The 19,826-nt window shown below is 74.2% G+C and carries 16 protein-coding genes and 1 pseudogene; 9 read left to right on the top strand and 8 right to left on the bottom strand.

Features of this window, described 5'->3' with window-relative positions; translation table 11 throughout:
- Positions 1-103 precede the first annotated feature (103 nt).
- Genes ABZW32_RS15315 through ABZW32_RS15305 form a run of 3 tightly spaced genes read right to left on the bottom strand, consistent with a single transcriptional unit; the run spans position 104 to position 3,678 of the window.
- The gene (locus ABZW32_RS15315) at positions 104-889 is read right to left on the bottom strand and encodes a 3-oxoacyl-ACP reductase (protein ID WP_030233697.1); all 786 of its coding nucleotides are present in this window, start codon (positions 887-889) and stop codon (positions 104-106) included.
- 5 nt (positions 890-894) lie between these two features.
- Positions 895-2,259 (bottom strand): aldehyde dehydrogenase family protein, encoded by a 1,365-nt coding sequence (locus ABZW32_RS15310; RefSeq protein WP_356215646.1) that lies wholly within the window; start codon positions 2,257-2,259, stop codon positions 895-897.
- Positions 2,260-2,313: 54 nt separating this feature from the next.
- Positions 2,314-3,678 carry a glutamine synthetase family protein gene (locus tag ABZW32_RS15305; RefSeq protein ID WP_356215644.1) on the bottom strand — a complete coding sequence of 455 codons (1,365 nt, stop codon included), beginning with the start codon at positions 3,676-3,678 and terminating at the stop codon, positions 2,314-2,316.
- Between the two features lie 77 nt (positions 3,679-3,755).
- Between ABZW32_RS15305 and ABZW32_RS15300 the strand changes: the two genes are divergently transcribed.
- The 4 genes from ABZW32_RS15300 to ABZW32_RS15285 all read left to right on the top strand — a co-directional run bounded on the left by ABZW32_RS15300 (position 3,756) and on the right by ABZW32_RS15285 (position 7,821).
- Positions 3,756-4,502: an FCD domain-containing protein gene (locus ABZW32_RS15300; RefSeq protein ID WP_356215642.1), complete on the top strand. Its 747-nt coding sequence runs from the start codon at positions 3,756-3,758 to the stop codon at positions 4,500-4,502.
- A 138-nt stretch (positions 4,503-4,640) separates the two neighbouring features.
- Complete coding sequence (gene eat, locus ABZW32_RS15295; protein WP_356215640.1) at positions 4,641-6,098, top strand: ethanolamine permease; 1,458 nt, start codon at positions 4,641-4,643, stop codon at positions 6,096-6,098.
- Positions 6,099-6,146: 48 nt separating this feature from the next.
- The gene (locus tag ABZW32_RS15290; RefSeq protein WP_356215638.1) at positions 6,147-6,875 is read left to right on the top strand and encodes a gamma-glutamyl-gamma-aminobutyrate hydrolase family protein; all 729 of its coding nucleotides are present in this window, start codon (positions 6,147-6,149) and stop codon (positions 6,873-6,875) included.
- Between the two features lie 127 nt (positions 6,876-7,002).
- Positions 7,003-7,821 (top strand): hypothetical protein, encoded by an 819-nt coding sequence (locus ABZW32_RS15285; RefSeq protein WP_356215636.1) that lies wholly within the window; start codon positions 7,003-7,005, stop codon positions 7,819-7,821.
- A gap of 60 nt (positions 7,822-7,881) precedes the next feature.
- Here ABZW32_RS15285 and ABZW32_RS15280 read toward each other — a convergent pair whose 3' ends face one another.
- Entirely contained in the window at positions 7,882-8,799 is a 918-nt protein-coding gene (locus tag ABZW32_RS15280) for a LysR family transcriptional regulator (RefSeq protein ID WP_356215634.1), read from the bottom strand.
- 70 nt (positions 8,800-8,869) lie between these two features.
- Between ABZW32_RS15280 and ABZW32_RS15275 the strand changes: the two genes are divergently transcribed.
- Positions 8,870-9,994 (top strand): TDT family transporter, encoded by a 1,125-nt coding sequence (locus tag ABZW32_RS15275; protein WP_356215632.1) that lies wholly within the window; start codon positions 8,870-8,872, stop codon positions 9,992-9,994.
- Here ABZW32_RS15275 and ABZW32_RS15270 read toward each other — a convergent pair.
- From ABZW32_RS15270 to ABZW32_RS15260, 3 genes and pseudogenes are all read right to left on the bottom strand, one after another.
- Positions 9,963-10,695: pseudogene (locus ABZW32_RS15270) on the bottom strand (helical backbone metal receptor). The gene ABZW32_RS15275 and the pseudogene ABZW32_RS15270 sit on opposite strands and share 32 nt — an antisense overlap.
- Positions 10,696-10,699: 4 nt before the next feature.
- Entirely contained in the window at positions 10,700-11,305 is a 606-nt protein-coding gene (locus ABZW32_RS15265; protein ID WP_356215731.1) for an XRE family transcriptional regulator, read from the bottom strand.
- A gap of 128 nt (positions 11,306-11,433) precedes the next feature.
- Entirely contained in the window at positions 11,434-13,398 is a 1,965-nt protein-coding gene (locus tag ABZW32_RS15260) for a peroxidase (RefSeq protein WP_356215630.1), read from the bottom strand.
- 1,042 nt (positions 13,399-14,440) lie between these two features.
- Here ABZW32_RS15260 and ABZW32_RS15255 point away from each other — a divergent pair.
- The 4 genes from ABZW32_RS15255 (at position 14,441) to ABZW32_RS15240 (ending at position 19,163) form a co-directional block, all read left to right on the top strand.
- The gene (locus ABZW32_RS15255) at positions 14,441-15,346 is read left to right on the top strand and encodes a 5'-3' exonuclease (RefSeq protein ID WP_356215728.1); all 906 of its coding nucleotides are present in this window, start codon (positions 14,441-14,443) and stop codon (positions 15,344-15,346) included.
- Between the two features lie 48 nt (positions 15,347-15,394).
- Positions 15,395-16,240 (top strand): siderophore-interacting protein, encoded by an 846-nt coding sequence (locus ABZW32_RS15250; protein WP_356215628.1) that lies wholly within the window; start codon positions 15,395-15,397, stop codon positions 16,238-16,240.
- 334 nt (positions 16,241-16,574) lie between these two features.
- Positions 16,575-18,161 carry a serine hydrolase gene (locus tag ABZW32_RS15245; protein ID WP_356215627.1) on the top strand — a complete coding sequence of 529 codons (1,587 nt, stop codon included), beginning with the start codon at positions 16,575-16,577 and terminating at the stop codon, positions 18,159-18,161.
- 18 nt (positions 18,162-18,179) lie between these two features.
- Entirely contained in the window at positions 18,180-19,163 is a 984-nt protein-coding gene (locus tag ABZW32_RS15240; protein ID WP_356215625.1) for a pseudouridine synthase, read from the top strand.
- On the opposite strand, the gene ABZW32_RS15235 is transcribed toward ABZW32_RS15240, so the two are convergent.
- Entirely contained in the window at positions 19,093-19,803 is a 711-nt protein-coding gene (locus ABZW32_RS15235; protein WP_356215623.1) for a helix-turn-helix domain-containing protein, read from the bottom strand. The two genes, ABZW32_RS15240 and ABZW32_RS15235, sit on opposite strands and share 71 nt — an antisense overlap.
- Positions 19,804-19,826: the final 23 nt, after the last annotated feature.

Here is a 19,826-nt window from a genome sequence, read left to right as displayed (position 1 = left end):
TGGTCGCTCCTGATTCCGATGAAGATCGTCGGGGACGGTAGAGCACGACAGCCGGGCGTCGTGCGACGCCCGGCTGTCGTGGGGGTGGTGCGGAGGTGAACGTTTAGAGAGGAGTCACGTACGCGCCGGAGATGCCGCCGTCGACGAGGAAGTCGGTGGCGTTGATGAAGGAGGAGTCGTCGCTGGCGAGGAAGGCCACGGCGGCGGCGATCTCGGTGGGCTCTGCGAACCGGCCGAGGGGGATGTGCACGAGGCGGCGGGCGGCCCGCTCGGGGTCCTTGGCGAACAGTTCCTGGAGCAGGGGGGTGTTGACCGGTCCCGGGCACAGGGCGTTGACGCGGATGCCCTCGCGGGCGAACTGGACGCCGAGTTCGCGGGACATGGCCAGGACTCCGCCCTTGGAGGCGGTGTAGGAGATCTGGGAGGTGGCCGCGCCCATGATGGCCACGAAGGAGGCGGTGTTGATGATGGAGCCGCGGCCCTGGCGCTGCATGTAGGGCAGGGCGGCCTTGCAGCACAGGTAGACGGAGGTGAGGTTGACGTCCTGGACGCGGCGCCAGGCGTCGAGCCCGGTGGTGAGGATGGAGTCGTCGTCCGGGGGCGAGATGCCCGCGTTGTTGAAGGCGATGTCCACGGAGCCGTAGGTGTCGAAGGCGGTCTTGAAGAGGGCTTCGACCTGCTCCTGGTCGGTGACGTCCACCTGGACGAAGGTGCCGCCGACCTCCTCGGCGGCGGCCTTGCCGGCGGCGGGGTCGATGTCGGCGCAGACGACGTTGGCCCCTTCGGAGGCCAGGCGGCGGGCGGTGGCGAGGCCGATGCCGCTGCCGGCTCCGGTGATGACGGCGGTGCGGCCGACGAGGCGGCGGCAGATGATCTCTTCGTTCGACATGCTGGTCAGGCCTCCGTGCTGATGAAGACGTTCTTGGTCTCGGTGAAAGCGGTGAGGGCGTCCGGTCCGAGCTCGCGGCCGAGCCCGGACTGCTTGTAGCCGCCGAAGGGGGTCCAGTAGCGGACGCTGGAGTGGGAGTTGACGGAGAGGTTGCCCGCCTGGACCGCGCGGGAGACGCGCAGGGCGCGGCCGAGGTCGCGGGTCCAGAGGGAGCCGGAGAGGCCGTACTCGGTCGCGTTGGCCAGGCGTACGGCGTCCTCCTCGTCCTCGAAGGGCAGGACGACGGCGACCGGCCCGAAGACCTCCTCGACGGCGACGGGCGCGGTGGGGGCGGCGCCGGTCACGAGGGTGGGCGGGTACCAGAAGCCGGGGCCTTCGGGGGCCTTGCCCCGCAGGGTGGTGAGGTCGTCGGTGACGTATCCGCGCACCCGCTCCAGCTGGGTGCGGGAGATGAGCGGGCCCATCTGGGTCTTCTCGTCCAGCGGGTCGCCGACGGCGATGGACTCGATGACGGGGGCGACGAGTTCGAGGAAGCGGTCGTAGGCACCGCGCTGGACCAGGATCCGGGTGCGGGCGCAGCAGTCCTGACCGGTGTTGTCGAGGTAGGCCATGGGGGCCGCGGCCGCGGCCGCCTCGATGTCGGCGTCGGCGAAGACGATGTTGGGGCTCTTGCCGCCGAGTTCGAGGGTGACCCGCTTCACCCGGTCGGCGCACTTGGACATGATCTGCTTGCCGACGCGGGTGGAGCCGGTGAAGACGATCTTCGCGACTCCGGGGTGCTCGACCAGGGCGTCCCCGGCGACCGCTCCGTGGCCGGGGAGCACCTGGAAGAGGTGTTCGGGGATCCCGGCTTCGAGGGCGAGTTCGGCGAGGCGCAGGGCGGTGAGCGGGGTGGTCTCGGCGGGCTTGAGGATGACGGCGTTGCCCGCGGCGAGGGCGGGGGCCAGGCCCCAGGCGGCGATCGGCATGGGGAAGTTCCAGGGGGCGATCACGCCGATGACGCCGAGGGGTTCGAGGAAGGTGACGTCGATGCCGCCCGCGACGGGGATCTGCCGGCCGGAGAGGCGCTCCACTCCCCCTGCGGCGAATTCCAGCAGGTCGCGTACGTTGCCCGCTTCCCAGCGGGCGTTGCCGATGGTGTGGCCGGCCTCGCGGACCTCCAGCCGTGCCAGTTCCTCCAGGTGTCCGTCGACGGCCGCGGCGAAGCGGCGCAGAAGTTTGGCCCGGTCGGCGGGGGCGAGTGCCGCCCATCCCCGCTGGGCCGTTGCGGCCCGCCCGACGGCCGCGTCGACGTCGTCCCGTGTGGCGGCCGGGACGGTGGCGACGAGTTCCTCGGTGGCCGGGTTCAGGACTTCCAACACGTCGGACAACGTGGTGCCTCTCTGGTGTGCGGTGCGGTGCGGTGCGGTGGGTGGGCGTGGGTTCTACAGGCGTTCGAAGGAGCGGCGCAGTTCCCAGTCGGTGACGGCGGAGTCGTAGGCGTCGAGTTCGACGCGGGCCATGTTGCGGTAGTGGGCGACGACTTCGGGGCCGAAGGCCGCCTTGGCGATCTCGCTGTTCTCCCAGAGTTCCGCGGCCTCGCGCAGGGTGGCCGGGACGTGGGCGTAGTCGGCGGTGTAGGCGTTGCCGGCGCAGGCGTCGGGGAGTTCCAGGCGGTTCTCGATGCCGTAGAGGCCGGCCGCGACCAGGCCGGCGACGGCGAGGTAGGGGTTGACGTCGCCGCCGGGGAGGCGGTTCTCGAAGCGGGTGGAGCGACCGTGGCCGACGACGCGCAGGGCGCAGGTGCGGTTGTCGAAGCCCCAGGCGACGGCGGTCGGGGCGAAGGATCCGGGGCGGAAACGCTTGTACGAGTTGATGTTGGGGGCGTAGAGAAGGGAGAAGTCGCGCAGGGCGGCGAGCTGGCCGGCCAGGAAGTGGCGCATCACGGGCGACATGCCGTCCGGGCCGTCACCGGCCATGGCGTTGTTGCCGTCGGCGTCACCGAGTGAGAGGTGGATGTGACAGGAGTTGCCTTCGCGCTCGTCGTACTTGGCCATGAAGGTGAGCGAGACGCCCTCCTGGGCGGCGATCTCCTTGGCGCCGGTCTTGTAGACGGCGTGCTGGTCGCAGGTGGTGAGCGCCTCGTCGTAGCGGAAGGCGATCTCGTGCTGCCCGAGGTTGCACTCGCCCTTGGCGGACTCCACGACCAGTCCGGCGGCCTGCATCTCGTTGCGGATGCGGCGCAGCAGGGGTTCGACGCGGCCGGTGCCGAGGACGGAGTAGTCGATGTTGTACTGGTTGGCCGGGGTCAGGCCGCGGTAGTTGGAGTTCCAGGCCGCCTCGTAGGTGTCCTGGAAGACCATGAACTCCAGCTCGGTGCCGACCATCGCCGTGTAGCCGTGTTCGGCGAGGCGTTCCAGTTGGCGGCGCAGGATCTGGCGGGGGGCGGCGACGACGGGCGAGGCGTCGTTCCAGGCGAGGTCGGCGAGGACGAAGGCGCTGCCGGGGTTCCAGGGGATGCGGCGCAGCGTGGCGAGGTCGGGGTGCATGGCGAAGTCGCCGTAGCCGCGGTCCCAGGAGGACATCTCGTAGCCGTCGACGGTGTTCATGTCGGTGTCGACGGCGAGGAGGTAGTTGCAGCCCTCGGTGCCGTGGGCGAGGACCTCGTCGAGGAAGAACTGTGCGGCGAACCGCTTGCCCTGGAGGCGTCCCTGCATGTCGGGGAAGGCCAGGACGACGGTGTCGATCTCACCGCTCGCTACGAGGGCGCGGAGCTCCTCGGGGGCGAGCGGGGGCTTGCGGTCTACCACTGGAATCTCTCCTTCGGTGAGCCGAGGGGGCCTAAGGTATTGAATAGAACCATTGCTTGGGAAGGGGAGGAGCCGAGATGACCGACACGGCGGGTGAGGGTGGCGCGATCGCGCGGCTGAATCCCGTACTGCGACAGGTGCGGGCGGGCAACGGTTTCGAGGAGGCCCTGGAGCAGATCCTCCAGGTGGTCCGGCTGGGTCTGGTGCCGGGCGGGGAACGGCTGCCGCCCGAACGGGAGCTGGCGGAGCGCATGGGGATCAGCCGGGTGACCCTGCGCGAGGTGCTCAAGGTGCTCCAGGACCAGGGCCTGGTGGAGGCCCGGCGCGGCCGGTACGGGGGGACGTTCGTGCTGTCCCGGCCCGACACCCCGGCCGGCGGGGCCGAGGAGGAGCTGCGGCGCCGGGTCGCGGGGGTCGACATCGAGGACGTCCTGCGCTTCCGCGAGGTACTGGAGGTGGGCGCGGCCGGACTGTGCGCCACGCACGGTCTGAACGAGGAGGGCACCGAACGGCTGCTGCGCGCGCTCACCGCCACCCATGACGCACCCCTGCCCGACTACCGCCGCCAGGACACCCTCTTCCACCTCACCCTGAGCGAACTCGCCGGCTCCGCCTCCCTGACGGCCCAGTACGCGGCCGTCCGGGCCACCGTGAACGACCTGCTCGACTGCATCCCGCTGCTGGTGCGCAACCTCGAACACTCGCAGCAGCAGCACACGGCCCTGGTGGAGGCGGTGCTGGAGCGGGACGCCGAGGGGGCGCGGGCGGTGATGCGCGAGCACTGCTGCGGGACGGCGGCCCTGCTGCGCGGCTTCCTGGCCTGAAGGGGCGCGATCGGGCCCGATCGGTGGGGCGGGAGAGGTTTTCGTAACCCCTGTTTAACGCACGGGTCTTGCGCCCGCCACACCCAGGACGCAAAGGTACGCCTCACAACCATTGCATTGCCCTAGGCAGGAGCGCACATGGCCGACGACACCGCACCCGTATCCGCACCGCCCTCCCCCGGGGACGCGGACGCCGAGTACCTCCAGCGCCGCACCCTGCGCCGCGGCAGCGCCGGCTGGCTGCTGCTGACCGGCCTCGGCGTCGCCTACGTGGTCTCCGGGGACTACTCCGGCTGGAACGTGGGCCTGGCCAAGGGCGGCTTCGGCGGCCTGGCCATCGCCACCGTGCTCATGGGCGCCATGTACGCCTGCCTGGTCTTCTCCCTCGCCGAGCTGTCGACCATCCTGCCCACGGCGGGCGGCGGCTACGGCTTCGCCCGCCGCGCGCTGGGCCCCTGGGGCGGTTTCCTGACGGGCACGGCCATCCTCATCGAGTACATCCTGGCGCCGGCCGCGATCGTCATCTTCATCGGCGACTACGTCGAATCCCTGGGCCTGTTCGGGCTCACCTCCAGCTGGCCCGTCTACCTCGGCTGCTTCGTGATCTTCATCGGCGTGCACCTGTGGGGCGTCGGCGAGGCCCTGCGCTTCAGCCTCGTCGTCACCGCCATAGCGGTGGCCGCGCTGCTGATCTTCGCGTTCGGGGCGCTCTCGGACTTCGACGCGGGCGCGCTGGACAACATCCCGGCGGACCCGCAGGCCTTCGGCTCCGGCTCCTGGCTGCCCTTCGGCGTCCTCGGCATCTGGGCCGCGTTCCCCTTCGGCATGTGGTTCTTCCTCGGTGTCGAGGGCGTCCCGCTGGCCGCCGAGGAGGCCAAGGACCCGGTCCGGTCCATGCCGAAGGCCCTGGCCATCTCCATGGGCATCCTCGCCCTGCTCGCCCTGATCACCTTCTTCGCCGCCACCGGCGCCCAGGGCGCCGACGCGGTCAAGGCCGCCGGGAACCCCCTCGTCGTGGCGCTGGAGGGCGACGGCGGGCCCACCGCCCTCAGCCGCTTCGTCAACTACGCCGGACTCGCGGGGCTGGTCGCCTCCTTCTTCTCCCTCATCTACGCCGGCTCCCGCCAGTTGTTCGCCCTCTCCCGGGCCGGCTACCTGCCGCGCTTCCTCTCCCTCACCTCGAAGCGCAAGGCCCCGTACCTCGGCCTGGTCATTCCGGGCGCGATCGGCTTCGCCCTGGCGGCGGCCACCGGCAACGGCGCGCGGATGCTGAACATCGCCGTCTTCGGCGCGACCATCTCCTACGCCCTGATGGCCCTCTCCCACATCGTGCTGCGCCGCCGCGAGCCCGGCCTGGAGCGGCCCTACCGCACCCCCGGCGGGGTGCTGACCTCGTCCGTCGCCTTCGTCCTCGCCCTGTCGGCGCTGGTCGCCACCTTCCTGGTCGACAAGGACGCCGCGTTCATCGCGCTCGGCGTGTACGCCGTCGCCCTCGCGTACTTCGCCTTCTACAGCCGCCACCACCTCGTCGCCTCCGCTCCGGAGGAGGAGTTCGCCGCGCTGGCCGAAGCCGAGGCGGAGTTGACCCGCGACTGAAATCCTGATCCCCGCACCGCTGTCCAGCACCACCCTGGAGGTATCACCGTGCCCAGGCCGCTCATCGGCATCAGCACCTACGTGGAGGCGTCCACCCGCTACGGCGTGTGGGACCTGCCCACGTCCCTCGTCCCGTCCGGGTACTACGAGCTCGTCCAGGCGGCGGGCGGCGCGGCCGTCCTGCTGCCACCGGACGAACCGGAGCGGGCGGCGGAGGTGCTGGGCCGGCTCGACGGCCTGATCATCTCCGGCGGCCCGGACGTGGACCCCGTCCGCTACGGGGCCGCGCGCGACCCCCGTACGGGCGCCCCCGCGACCGTGCGCGACGAGTGGGAGCTGGCGCTCATCGGGGCGGCCCTCGACGCGGACCTGCCGCTGCTGGGCATCTGCCGGGGCATGCAGGCCCTCAACGTGGCGCTGGGCGGGACGCTCGTCCAGCACATCGACGGCCACGTCGACACCCCGGGCGTCACCTCCTGGCACCCGGTCCGGCCGGTCGCGGGCACCCGGTACGCGGAGCTGGTCCCGGAGGTGGCGGACGTGCCGACCTACCACCACCAGGCCGTGGAGCGGCTCGGGCGCGGCCTGGTCGTCTCGGCGTACGCCGAGGACGGCACGGTGGAGGCCATCGAGGACCCCGACCGCTCGAAGTGGGTCGTCGGCGTCCAGTGGCACCCGGAGCGGGACAAGGACACCCGGGTGATGGCGGACCTGATCGAGGCGGCCGCCGCCCGCCGGGCGGTCCCGGTCGCCCGTCAGGCGGTGCCGGTCTCCTGAGGCCCCTCCCGTGGTCGGGCCCCGGCGCCTTCTCCCCGGCGCCGGGGCCCTTCCGCGTCCGCCGCCGGTGACGCGCCGCCCTCCCCGCCGAATGGCCGGGGCCGGGCCGGGCGGGCACGCTGGAACCATGCGGACCGAGGCGCACGGCACGGCCTCCGGCCCGGTGTCCGGGATCCTGGAGAGCCCGGTCGTCGGGATGGCGCCGTGGATCATCTTCTCGCTGCTCGTCGGCCCGGGACGGTTCGAGATCGCGGTCGGGATCGCCCTGGCCTCGGCCGTGACGCTGGTCGTGCTGGGGCGGGTCGTCCACCGGGGCAGCTCGTGGAAGCTCCTCGAAGTGGCCGACGTGGTGTTCTTCGCGGCCATGGCGGTCGTCGGCGCCCTGGCGAGCGCGGGCACGCTGCGCTGGCTGGAGACGTACGCGGGCGAGGTCGCGAACCTCACCCTGACGGTGATCGCCTTCGGCTCGATGGCCGTGGGGATGCCGTTCACCCTGCAGTACGCGCGGGAGCAGGTCGACCCGTCGCTCTGGCACTCGCCCGCCTTCCTGCGGACCAACTACGTGATCACCGGGGTGTGGGGGCTGGCCTTCCTGGTGGCGGCCCTCGCGGGCGCCTACGGGGACCTGGTGCTGCACAACCCCAACAACATCTGGACGGGGTGGATCATCCAGATCCTCGCGATCGTCGCGGCCCTGCGGTTCACCGCCTGGTACCCGGGGGTCGTCCGCGCCCGCGCCCGCGGCGAGGCCACGCAGGGCGGGGCCTCGCTGCTGCTGCCCCTGGCGGGCCTCCTGGTGCCGATCGGCATCGCGGTGCTGGTGTTCGACGGCGGCATGTGGTGGCTGGGCGTGGCCCTGATCGTCGCGGGCGGACTGCTCACGAAGGCCCTCCGGGCCCGCACCGGGCCCGACCGCGCCCGTCCCGCCCCTCCCCCGCCCGGCTGAGGACGACCGCGCCCGTCGCCCCGGAGGCGGGCGGTGCGGGCCCGGCTCCGCGCGGCGGCGCTACCGCCGGGTCAGCGACAGCAGGTCGCGGGCCGGGCCCGCCGGGCGGGCCCCGGTGGGCCACACCGCGCGCAGGGCCCGGGCGAGCGCGGCCCCCGCCACGGGAACCTCCACGAGGCGGCGGGCCGCCAACTCGTCCACCAGCGCCAGCTCCGACAGCACGCACGGCCCGGCCCCGCTGACCGCCGCCGCCTTCACGGCGGTGGTGGAGGCCAGCTCCAGCAGCGGGGCCGCCACTCCCCCGGACCGGGCCAGCGCCGCGTCCAGGACCTGCCGGGTCCCCGAGCCCCGCTCGCGCAGGATCAGGGCGGTCCCGGCCAGTTCCTCCGCCGCGACCCCCTTGGACCGCCGGGCCCACGGGTGCGTCGGGGCGACCGCCACCACGAGCCGGTCCTGCGCGATGACGGCGGAGTCCAGGCCCTCCGGTACCGACAGGCCCTCCACGAAGCCGAGGTCCGCCTCGTGGGCCAGGACCCGCTGGGCCACGTCCGCGGAGTTCCCGGCGTGCAGGGAGACCGCCGTGTCCGGACGGTCCCCGCGCAGGGCGATCAGCCAGCCCGGCAGCAGGTACTCCGCGATGGTCATGCTGGCCGCGACCCGCAGCCGGGAGTCGCGCCGGCCCCGCAGCGCCTGGGCCCCCGCGTCGAAGGCCTCGGCCGCCTCCACGACCCGCCGGGCCCAGTCCGTGACGAGCGCGCCCTCGGCCGTCAGGGTCGAGCCGCGCGGGGAGCGGTCCACCAGGGCCACCCCCAGCCGCGCCTCCATCGCCCTGATCCGGCTGCTCGCCGCGGGCTGGGTGATCCCCAGCCGGCGCGCGGCCCCGCTCAGGCTGCCGACCCGCGCGACCGTGAGCAGCAGCTCCATCGCACCCAGGTCCGGCACGCGGTGCGCCAGCGGGACCGTCTCCTCATCACCCATAACATCAGTTTATGGCCTTATAGGCAGGCGATCCCTGCCGTACGGTGCCGGGCGACGGGAGGCTGGACCCATGGCCACCACCCTCGTGCGACCCCGCACCGTCATCGACATCGCGCCCCGGACCCACAAGGTCCCCGCGCTGCGCCACCTCGGCCCCAACTGGTACGCCTCCGTCATGGGCACGGCCATCATCGCCAACGCGGGCGCCGCCCTCCCGTACCAGGTCCCGGGCCAGCGCGTGGCCTGCCAGGTCGTCTGGGCGCTGTCGGCCGTGGCCCTCGCCGTCCTGCTGACCGCTCGCGCCGGACACTGGCTCCACCACCGCGACCAGGCCCGCGCCCACCTGCTCGACCCCGCCGTGGCCCCCTTCTACGGGTGTCTGGCGATGGCCCTGCTGGCCGTCGGGGCCGGCACCCTGACCGTCGGGAAGGACATCGTCGGAACCGGCGCCGCCGTCGCCGCGGACACCGTGCTCTTCACCGCCGGCACCGCCATAGGCCTGGTCATGGCCGTGCTGGTGCCCTACCTGATGGTGGTCCGGCACAAGGTGGAGGCCTCGCAGGCCAGCCCCGTCTGGCTGCTGCCCGTGGTCTCCCCCATGGTCTCCGCCGCCGTCGGACCCCTGCTCGTGCCCCACCTGCCCGCCGGTCAGCCCCGCGAGGCGCTGCTGCTGGCCTGCTACGCCATGTTCGGCATCAGCCTGCTGGCCACGCTGCTGCTGCTCCCCCTGCTCTTCGGCCGGCTGATCGTGAGCGGCCCCCTGCCCCTGGCGCTGACCCCGGCCCTGTTCCTGGTGCTCGGCCCCCTCGGCCAGTCCACCACCGCCGTGAACCAGCTCGCGGACGTGGCCCCCGGCGCCATCGACGCCCCCTACGCCGACGCGCTGGCCGCCTTCGCCGTGGTCTACGGGGTGCCCGTGATGGGCTTCGCCCTGCTGTGGCTGGCCCTGGCGGCCTCGATGCTGGTCCGGGCCGCCCGGGGCGGCATGGGCTTCGCGATGACCTGGTGGGCGCTGACCTTCCCCGTCGGCACCTGTGTCACCGGTGCCGCCGGACTGGCCCGGCACACCGGCCTGGACGCCTTCGCCTGGCTGGCCACCGCCCTGTTCCTCGGCCTGGTCGCCGCCTGGCTGCTGACCGCCGCCCACACCCTGCGCGGCCTGTTCACCGGCCGGCTGCTCCCCACGACCCGCTGAGCGCCCTGCCCAGCACCTGCGGAGCCTCGGCCAGCGAGGGCCCGTACCAGGTCAGGTGGCGTCCGCTGACGAGGGCGGCCGGGAGGCCCGGAAAGGCCTCCCGGCCGTCCTCCGCGGTGAAGGCGTAGGGCTCGTCCGGGAGCACCACCAGATCGCAGCCGCTCGCCGCCAGCTCGGCGAGCGGCACTTTCGGGTACCGCTCGGGGTGGTCCCCGTAGGCGTTGCGGACCCCCAGCCGGGCGAGGAGGTCGCCCGCGAAGGTGTTGCGGCCGAGCACCATCCAGGGCCGGCGCCAGACGGGCACGAAGGCCCTCAGCTCCCCGGGCGGCTCCACCGCCGCCCAGGCCGCCTCCGCCCGGTCCAGCCACTCGGGCCGCTCCAGCCCCAGCGCCCCCACCAGTACCCGGTCCAGCTCCGCGAAGGCCTGTGGGAGGTCCCGGACCTCGGTCACCAGCACCTCCGCCCCGGTCGCGCGCAGGGCGTCGAGGTCCGGGAGCCGGTTCTCCTCCTCGTTGGCGATCACCAGGTCCGGGCGCAGGCCGGCGATCCTGCGCACGTCGGGGTTCTTCGTCCCCCCGATCCGCACCGCGGCCCCGAAGTCCGCCGGGTGCGTGCACCAGTCCGTCACCCCCACGAGCAGCCCCGGGCGCGGTCACCGCGACCGCCTCGGTCAGCGAGGGCACGAGCGAGACGACGCGCACCGGCTCAGTGCTCCGGCGAGGGGGGCTCGGAGGTGGCGTGGATGTGGTCGCCGACCGCGACGACCAGGAGCTTGGTGTCCTCGCTCGTGGCCCGCCAGCGGTGGCGCACCCCGCCGGAGAGGAACAGCGCGTCCCCGCTCTCCAGCCGGTAGGCCCGTCCCTCGGCCTCCACCTGGCAGGCGCCCGAAACCACGTACATCAGCTCGTCGTTGCGGTGCTGGTACTCGCGTCCGGCGTCCTGGTCCCCGGTGAACTCCAGCGCGTGCAGCTGGTGGTGCCCGCGCACGAGGGGCCGTACGCCCATCACCGGGCTCAGCCCGGACTCGTCACCGCACCGTACGAGGTCCACCGTGCGGGCCGTGTCGGAGGCGGCCAGCAGCTCGACCGCGGTGGTTTCCAGCGCGTCGGCCACCCGCTCCAGCGACCGCATGCTGGGGCGGGCCCGTTCGTTCTCTATCTGGCTCAGGAAGGGGACGGACAGGCCGCTGCGCGCCGACACGGCGGCGAGGGTCAGGTGGAGCGCGCGGCGCCGTTTGCGCACGGCCACGCCCACCCGCAGCGGCTCCTTGGAGTCCCTCTCCTTGTCGTTGCCGTCTTCCTTGTCGTTCATCTCGGGGCTGCCCTCCCCTGTCCTGGTGCACATCGGTGTGCTGTAAGCACCTTACGCAGCAACCGCCCCCGGATTCGCCCGCACGGGCCCACCGGGCCCCACCCCGGTGGTGTCCCGTGGTCCCCCGGTCACCCTACGTGGCCCCCGGGCGCGCGCCACAGCACACGGTCGACGTCGAGGATCACTACGTCACCTGACGGCTTGACCAACAGCCGGGCTCCGGGGTGGCCGGCGGTGCCGCTCGTCCAGACGGAGGCGCCCGCCTCGGTGCGCACGGTCAGCTCGCCGTCGCGGGAGAAGAGGGCGTCGTGGCCGGTGCCCGCCGTGCCGGCGCTCCACCGGTGGGCCCCCGAGCGGTCGAGGACGACGAGGTCCCCGTCGGCGTCGAGGGTCAGCCGGACCGCGCCGGCGTCGAGGACGTCGCCGGCCCGCAGGACGGTGCCGGGGTGGACCTCGACGGAGTCGTCGAGGGCGCCCCGGGAGAGGGCCAGCAGGGTGGGAAGGGAGGGTGTGAAGGCGTACAGGGCGCCCTGGGTGCGCACGTAGCGGCCGAAGCGCAGGGTGGTGGCCCGGCTGCCGCCGTCCGACTCGGTCTCGAAGGTGACGGGTGAGTCCGGGCCGATCACCGGGTCGCCGCCGACGCGCGGGTTGCGGCCGGCCGGGAAGTCCGACTCGTTGATCCATTTCTTGGCGACGAACTCGAACTGCTGGACCAGGTCGGCCTGGTAGCCGATGAACACCAGTCCGCGCGGGGTGTCGGGGCCGCCCGCGCCCTCGGGGCGCTGGGGGTCGTAGGCGGGGCCGAAGGGGATGCCGCGCCGGATGATGCGGCGGTTGTCGAGGACGCCGGGGTCGAGCGGGGGCCGGCCGGGGCCGGGGACGAGGCCGTCGCGCGGGTTGCCCTTGCGGATGTGGGCGAACAGCGGGGTGTGCCAGCCCTGCCCGTCCTCGTGGTAGGTCAGGCGGGCGTCCGGGTCGGTGCCCACCGGACCCGGCACCTCGGCGAGCGGGCAGCCCGCGATGGGGGTTCCGCCGGGCCAGCGGCCGACCAGCCGGGCCGCGACCCACGTCGCGGTCGCGTCCGCCGGCGCGGCCCCGGCCTTCTTCAGTTCCTCCAGCCGCCGCCGGGCCTGCTCCCACCAGCCGGGGACGTCCTGCGCGAGGCGGCGCACCACCTGGAACGACCCTCCGGTGGCCCAGGCGGGCAGCCCGGCGGGCCGCTGCCCGGCCTTCTCCTGTCCTACGAGGAACTCCCCGGCCGGCACCAGCCGCGTCCCGGGCTTGCCCTGCACGGTGGTCCCGGTCTCCGGGTCGGGCGCGTGGAAGCCGCGGACGCCGGGCTGGCTGATGCCGTCGGTGAACCCGAAGTGCTCGTGGCCGCGCAGGGCTCCGGGCAGCGTGCCGGCGTCCTGCCGGAAGACGATCGTGGCCCCGGCGGTGGCGAGGGCCTCCCGGTGGCGGGTGACGGTCCTCGCGAGCCGGTCGGGGTCGTCCGCGGAGAGGCTGAGGACCGCGTGCACGGCGCGCCGCGGTTCCTCGGCGCCGAACAGCCAGGACGCGGGGGCGCTGGCGCCGGTGTCCCCGAGCGCCTCCGCGCGGAGGGCGGCGCCCTGCGTGAACGCCTCGGCGGTGCTGCCGGCCGGCACCGCGGGGAAGGGGTCCCGGCCCGCGAACAGCCGCAGCCCGGGGTAGGTCAGGGAGAGTCCGGTCCACAGGGCCGACAGGGAGGCCGGGTCGGTGCCCCCGGCCTTGACCCGGGCCGCGCTGAAGAGGGCGTTGAAGCGGGCCATCTCCTCGGTGGTGGAGAGCTCGGGGACCAGCCGGGCGAGCCAGCGGCGGGCCAGGACCACGTCCCGGAAGTGCAGGAGCAGCAGGCAGGCCTGGTCCTTGCGGGAGCCGGCCAGGACGTCGCCCTGGGTGGTGCGGTCGGCGCGCAGGGGCAGCTCGGCGGCCTCGGCCGGCCGGTCCGCGAGGGACGCCGGAGCGGCCGTCGCGGCCGCGGCGGCGCGGGGACACACCGCGAGTGCGGCGGCCCCCGCGCCGGCCAGGATCACGGTCCGGCGGGCGGGGGCGGAGGAGGGGACGGCATCCATGGGAACTCCTGGGTGGGGAACGAACGGAACGCCTCTGCGCCGCGCGGCCGGGGCAGGGGGTACGGATCCCGGCCCCGGCCCGGCCCGAAACCGATCCGCCTCCGGTCCGGGCCGGGTGGGGTCGGGTGCGGGGCCGGAGCGGGGCGGGTGCGGGGTGGGAGCGGGGTGGGAGCGGGTCGGGTCGGGCCGACGGCAAGGCCGAGTCCGGGCTGGCCAGGCCAGGCCGGGCCAGTCCGGGTCGGGCCAGTCCGGGTCGGGCCAGGTCGGGTCGGGCCAGGTCGGGTCCAGCCGGATCGGCGGGAGGCCGAACCGGGTCGGGTCGGGTCAGGTCGGGTGGGTCCAGCCGGGCCAGGCCTGGGCCAGGCCGAGCCGGGTCGGGTCCAGCCGGATCGGGTCCAGCCGGATCGGCGGGAGGCCGAACCGGGTCGGCGGGAGGCCGGGTCGGGTCGGGTCGGCGGGATCGGGCAGGGCCCGGGGCGGGGCCCAGCTCCGGTGCAGGGCGCGGCCGGGCCGCGCGGAAGCCGGGTCGGCCGGGTGAGGCCGGGTCGGGCCCGGGGCGGGGTCCCGGTTCGGGCCGGTGATGGGTGGGCCGTGGTCTGCGACCCGACCGCACGGAAGCGGAGGCCCTCGGCGGGACGAGGGCGCAACGGCGTCCGGGGCTCAGCCGCGGGTGCGGGGCGGGGCCGCCCCGGCCGGGCGGCGGCCCGTGGACGGCCCCGTCACCCGATCAGGACCGCACCTATGAGCCGGCCACCTGCCGGAGCGGCACGGACGGCGACGACGACGGAAGCGGCGGCGGCGAATGCGGCGGCGGCGATGAGGGCGACCATGGGCGTCCGAGACTCCTCGCATGGGGGACCGGGCGGGCAGAACGTCCTGCCAGTGATCAACACCCTCCGCGAAAGCCCGCCCCCGCGCGCGCCGGACGCACTGTTGGAGTGACGACGGGAGTGACGGCGCCGCCGCAACCGCCGGCCCCGTCGGCCCCACCGGCCCCCACCGCCCGTGCGGCATCATCGTCTCCGTGACGACACGACGCCTGATGCTCCTGGACACCGCCTCCCTCTACTACCGCGCCTACTTCGGCGTGCCGGACTCCGTGAAGGCCCCCGACGGCACCCCCGTCAACGCGGTGCGCGGGCTGCTCGACTTCATCGGACGCCTGGTCCAGGACCACCGCCCGGACGACCTGGTGGCCTGCATGGACGCCGACTGGCGGCCCCACTGGCGGGTGGAGCTGATCCCCTCCTACAAGGCGCACCGGGTCGCGGTGGAGACGGAGACCGGCCCCGACGTGGAGGAGACCCCGGACACCCTCGCCCCGCAGGTGCCGATCATCGAAGCGGCCCTGGACGCCTTCGGCATCGCCCGGGTCGGCGTCGCCGGGTACGAGGCGGACGACGTGATCGGCACGCTCACCGCACGGGCGACCGGCCCGGTGGACATCGTCACCGGCGACCGGGACCTCTACCAGCTGGTGGACGACGCCCGGCAGCGGCGCGTCCTGTACCCCCTCAAGGGCGTCGGCACCCTCCAGGTCACGGACGAGGCCTGGCTGCGCGAGAAGTACGGGGTGGACGGCCCCGGCTACGCGGACCTCGCACTGCTGCGCGGCGACCCGAGCGACGGCCTGCCGGGCGTTCCCGGCATCGGCGAGAAGACGGCGGCGAAGCTGCTGGACGCGTACGGGGACCTCGCGGGGATCCTGGCCGCGGTCGGCGACCCGAAGTCGAAGCTGACCCCCACCCAGCGCAAGCGGCTGGAGGAATCCCGGCCGTATCTGGCGGTGGCGCCCAAGGTCGTCAAGGTGGCCTCCGACGTGCCGCTCCCGGCCTTCGACCCGGCCCTTCCGCACCTTCCGGCACAGCCGGAACTGGTTGAGGCACTCGCCCATCGGTGGGGTCTGGGAGGAGCCGTGTCTCGTCTGAGCAGCGCACTGCGCCCATGAGGTGCTAACTTAGGTAATCCTAAGCTTCGTAAGTTCCAGGGAGACGCCGTGGCAGAAGGACGCGCCCGCACTGTCGGCACCGCTGTCGTCGTACGCACCGAGCGGCTGACGCCGCACATGGTCCGGCTCGTGCTGGGCGGTGACGGGCTGGCCCACTTCGGCGCGGGCGTGTACACCGACCACTACGTGAAGCTGCTGTTCGCCCCCGAGGGCGTGCGCTACGCGGAGCCGTGGGACCTGGACCGGATCCGCGCGACGCACCACCGCGAGGCCTGGCCGCGCCAGCGCGCGTACACGGTCCGCGCGTGGGACCCGACGCACCGGGAGCTGACCCTGGACTTCGTCGTCCACGGCGACGAGGGCCTGGCCGGCCCCTGGGCGGCCCGCGTCCAGCCGGGCGAAACGGTCCACTTCCTCGGCCCCGGCGGCGCCTACGCCCCCGACCCGCTGGCCGGCTGGCACCTCCTGGCGGGCGACGAGAGCGCGCTTCCGGCGATCGCCGCCGCCATGGAACGGATGCCGGCGGGCGCGCGGGTGCACGCCTTCATCGAGATCGACGGCCCGGCCGACGAGCAGAAGATCGCCACGCCGGACGGGATCGCCCCGGTCTGGCTGCACCGCGGGGACCGGCCGGTGGGCGCGGCCCTCGTGGAGGCCGTCACCTCGCTGGAGTTCCCCTCCCCGGACGTCCACGCCTTCGTCCACGGCGAGGCGGGCTTCGTGAAGGAGCTCCGCCGCCACCTCCGCCTGGACCGCGGGGTCACGCGCGACCGCCTGTCGATCTCGGGCTACTGGCGCCAGGGCGAGACGGACGAGGGCTGGCGCGCGATCAAGCGCGACTGGAACGCCACGGTGGAGGCCGAACAGGACCTCACCACAGCTGCGGCAGCCTGACCGGCCGCCACCGGCTTCCGGCGGACGGTGCCGCACCCCAAACACCCTCCGGCGCCCCCGCCCGGCCACGATCCACCCCCGCCGACACCTGAGGCACGGGCGCCCGGGCACGGCATACCCGGCAGCAGCACCGTGCCCGGCGCGGCCCCGCCCGAATCCAGCCCCGCCGGCGTTTGAGGCGCGGGGGTTCGGGGTCGGCGCCGCCGCCCCCGAAGCAGCTCCGGCCCCGCCGACCGGGCCACCCGCCCCCTCCCCTCGACCGGCGGAGCCGACCGGCGGCGCCGACCGGTGGAGCCGACGGGCGGGGTCCCCGGGTCGGCGTGACAATGACCCCATGCGTACGCTCCGCGCCGCGGGACTGGCCGGAGCCGCGTTCCTCCTCGCCTCGGCGGCGGCCACCGCCGCCCCCGCGGGAGCCTCGGCGGCCCCGGCCCCGTCACCGGCCCCCTCGCCGTCACCGCCCCCGCCGCCGAAACCCCTGCTGAGCGACTCCGCCGTCGCCGCCGCCGTGGCCCGTCTCGACGCCACCGTCACCGACGGCATGCGCCGCACCGGCGTGCCCGGCCTCTCCGTCGCGGTGGTCCACGACGACCGGGTCGTCTACCTCAAGGGCTTCGGCCTCCGCCGCACCGGGGACCCGGCGAAGGTCGGCCCCGACACCGTCTTCCAGCTGGCCTCCCTCTCGAAGCCGATCTCCTCCACCGTCGTGGCCGGTGCCCTCACCGACCCCGCCGCCTGGGACGAACCGCTGGGCGACGCCCTGCCCGGCTTCGCGCTCAAGGACCCCTGGGTCACCGCGCACGTCTCCACCGCCGACCTCTTCTCACACCGCAGCGGCCTCCCCGACCACGCCGGGGACCTCCTCGAAGACCTCGGCTACGACCGCCCGTACATCCTCGGCCACCTGCGCCTGGAGCCCCTCTCCCCGTTCCGCGCGAGCTACGCGTACACCAACTTCGGCCTCACCGCCGCCGCCGAGGCCGTCGCCCGCGCGCACGGCGTCAGCTGGCAGAAGCTGAGCGAGGACACCCTCTTCAAGCCCGCCGGGATGACCCGTACCAGCACCGAGTTCTCCGCCTACGCCCACGCCGCCGACCGCGCCTACGGCCACGTCGAGAACCCCGACGGCACCTGGAGCCCCCGATACGTGCGCGACGCCGACGCCCAGGCCCCGGCGGGCGGGGTCAGCTCCACCGCCCGCGACATGTCCCGCTGGCTGCGCCTCCAGCTCGCCGACGGCACCCTCGACGGAAAGCGGATCGTCCCCGCCGACACCCTGAACCGCACCCGCGTCCCCGAGATCGTCGCCCAGGCGCGGAAGCCCGGCGGCACCCCGCAGTTCTACGGCCTCGGCTGGAACGTCGGCTACGACGACGCCGGCCGGCTGCGCCTGAGCCACTCCGGCGCCTTCGAGCTCGGCGCCAACTCCAACGTGACCATGCTCCCCCTGGAACGGCTCGGCATCGTCGTCCTGACCAACGGCGCCCCCGTCGGTCTCGCCGACGCCGTGGCCCTGGACTTCTTCGACACCGCCGAGCACGGCCGGCCCACCACCGACTGGCTGGCCCTGACGGCCTCCGTCTACGCGGGGCTCGCCGACGCGGACCGCTCCCCCACCGACTACGCGCACCCGCCCGCCGGCGCGAAGCCCGCCCGCGACCCGTCCGCGTACACCGGCACTTACCGCAACCCGTACTACGGCCCCCTCACCGTCACCACGGCCCCCGACGGCCGGAGCCTGGTCCTCTCCCTGGGCCCCCGGCCGCTGCGCTTCCCCCTCACCCACTACGACGGCGACACCTTCAGCTTCGTGACCACCGGCGAGAACGCCGTCGGCCGCACCGGCGTCACCTTCTCGAACGGCACCGTCCGCGTCGAGTACCTGGACGGGAACCACCTCGGCACCTTCACCCCGGAATAGCCCCCTACCCTGGTCCCGATGAGCCGCAGATCCCACATCCCGCCCGCACCGCTCCCCCAGATCGCCGGCATCGACCCGGTCCGCATGCGCCTGCCCCCCGACCCGGACGGGCGGTGGCGGCTCCTCGGCGACTACCTGACCGAGCGCTACGCCGGCACGCGCGGGGCCGAATCGATGGCACGGCTGCTGTCCGGCGGCCGGGTGCTCGGCCCGGGCGGCCGGGTGCTGCGCCCGCAGGACCCGTACGAGCCGGGCGGCTGGCTCTGGTTCCACCGGGACATGCCCCCCGAGCCGCGCGTACCGTTCCCCATCGGCGTCGTGTACCGCGACCGGCACCTGCTGGTGGTGGACAAGCCGCACTTCCTGGCGACCATCCCGCGCGGCAGCCACGTCACGCAGACCGCCCTGGCCCGGCTGCGCGAGGAACTGGACCTGCCGGCGCTGAGCCCGGCGCACCGGCTGGACCGGATGACGGCGGGTCTGGTGATGTTCAGCGTCCGTCCCGAGGACCGCGGCGCCTACCAGCTGCTGTTCCAGGAGCGCCGGGTCCGCAAGGAGTACGAGGCGATCGCCCGCCACGACCCGGCGGTGGAGCTCCCCCGCGTGGTGCGCAGCCACATCGAGAAGGTGCGCGGGGTGATGGCGGCGGTCGAGGTCCCGGACGCCGAACCGAACGCCGAGAGCCTGGTCGAGCTCACCGGCACCAGGGGCCCCCTGGGCCGCTACCGGCTGACCCCCCACACCGGCCGCACCCACCAGCTGCGGGTGCACATGAACGCGCTGGGTCTGCCCCTGCTCGGCGATCCGGTCTACCCGGTGGTGGCCGCGGCGGCCGACCCGGCGGACTACCGCCGTCCGCTCCAGCTGCTGGCCCGGACCCTGTCCTTCACCGATCCGGTGACCGGCCTGGAGCACCGTCTGGAGTCGAACCTCACCCTGCGGGCCTGGGAGGACCCGGAAGGCTGGGAACGGGATCCGGGGCCGGGGCAGGCGACGGCGTGAGGCCCGCGATCCGCAGGGCGGCGTCGGCGGCCGCCTCGGCGAAGGCCGCCACCGGGCGGCCCGGAGCGGACCGGTGGATCAGCATGACGCCCTCGATCAGGCCGAACACCAGGTCGTTGCGGAGCGTCAGGCCCTCGGCGTCCCCGGCGAGTTCGGCGCCCACGGACGTGGCGTGCAGCAACGTCCGGTAGGCGTCGCGCAGTTCGTCGCGCATCCGCCGGAACGGCGCGAAGCGCGGACCCCGCAGCTCCGGCAGCAGGTACAGGGCGCCGAGGTCGTACGGCCCCCCGCACAGCAGCAGCACGTCCGAGCGGCACAGCTCCCACAGCCGGTGCGCGGCGGGCCGGCCGGCGTCGGCCAGCAGCCGCCGGGACAGGGCCAGGGAGGGCGTGACCGTGGACTCCAGGAGTTCGGCGAGGAGTTCCTCCTTGCCGGCGAAGTAGTGGTACATCGTGGCCTGGCGCAGTCCGGCCCGTTCGGCCACCGCCCGCGTGGTGGTGGCCGCGTACCCGCGTACCGTGAAGAGCTCGGCCGCCGCGCAGAGGAGCTCCTCGCGCGGCGGCCGGCCGCTGTACGGTCTCAGCTGGTCGGCGCGTGGCCGACCGACCCGTCTCGGTCCTGCGTCCGTTCCACCGGTCATGCGCCGATCGTCGCACAGGACAC

This window comes from Streptomyces sp. NPDC004667, from assembly GCF_040609475.1.
Lineage (GTDB): Bacteria > Actinomycetota > Actinomycetes > Streptomycetales > Streptomycetaceae > Streptomyces.
Note: the sequence above shows the minus strand (reverse complement) of the source record. Positions and strands in the feature narration are given on the sequence as shown.

What these genes read in the sequence shown, in the direction of transcription:
- ABZW32_RS15275 (WP_356215632.1), top strand. Translation starts at nt 8,870, where the DNA reads ATGGCCACCACCCTCGTGCGACCCCGCACCGTCATCGACATCGCGCCC.
- ABZW32_RS15300 (WP_356215642.1), top strand. Translation starts at nt 3,756, where the DNA reads ATGACCGACACGGCGGGTGAGGGTGGCGCGATCGCGCGGCTGAATCCC.
- ABZW32_RS15265 (WP_356215731.1), bottom strand. Translation starts at nt 11,305, where the DNA reads ATGAACGACAAGGAAGACGGCAACGACAAGGAGAGGGACTCCAAGGAG.
- ABZW32_RS15285 (WP_356215636.1), top strand. Translation starts at nt 7,003, where the DNA reads ATGCGGACCGAGGCGCACGGCACGGCCTCCGGCCCGGTGTCCGGGATC.
- ABZW32_RS15315 (WP_030233697.1), bottom strand. Translation starts at nt 889, where the DNA reads ATGTCGAACGAAGAGATCATCTGCCGCCGCCTCGTCGGCCGCACCGCC.
- ABZW32_RS15280 (WP_356215634.1), bottom strand. Translation starts at nt 8,799, where the DNA reads ATGGGTGATGAGGAGACGGTCCCGCTGGCGCACCGCGTGCCGGACCTG.
- ABZW32_RS15235 (WP_356215623.1), bottom strand. Translation starts at nt 19,803, where the DNA reads ATGACCGGTGGAACGGACGCAGGACCGAGACGGGTCGGTCGGCCACGC.
- eat (WP_356215640.1), top strand. Translation starts at nt 4,641, where the DNA reads ATGGCCGACGACACCGCACCCGTATCCGCACCGCCCTCCCCCGGGGAC.
- ABZW32_RS15255 (WP_356215728.1), top strand. Translation starts at nt 14,441, where the DNA reads ATGCTCCTGGACACCGCCTCCCTCTACTACCGCGCCTACTTCGGCGTG.
- ABZW32_RS15260 (WP_356215630.1), bottom strand. Translation starts at nt 13,398, where the DNA reads ATGGATGCCGTCCCCTCCTCCGCCCCCGCCCGCCGGACCGTGATCCTG.
- ABZW32_RS15240 (WP_356215625.1), top strand. Translation starts at nt 18,180, where the DNA reads ATGAGCCGCAGATCCCACATCCCGCCCGCACCGCTCCCCCAGATCGCC.
- ABZW32_RS15245 (WP_356215627.1), top strand. Translation starts at nt 16,575, where the DNA reads ATGCGTACGCTCCGCGCCGCGGGACTGGCCGGAGCCGCGTTCCTCCTC.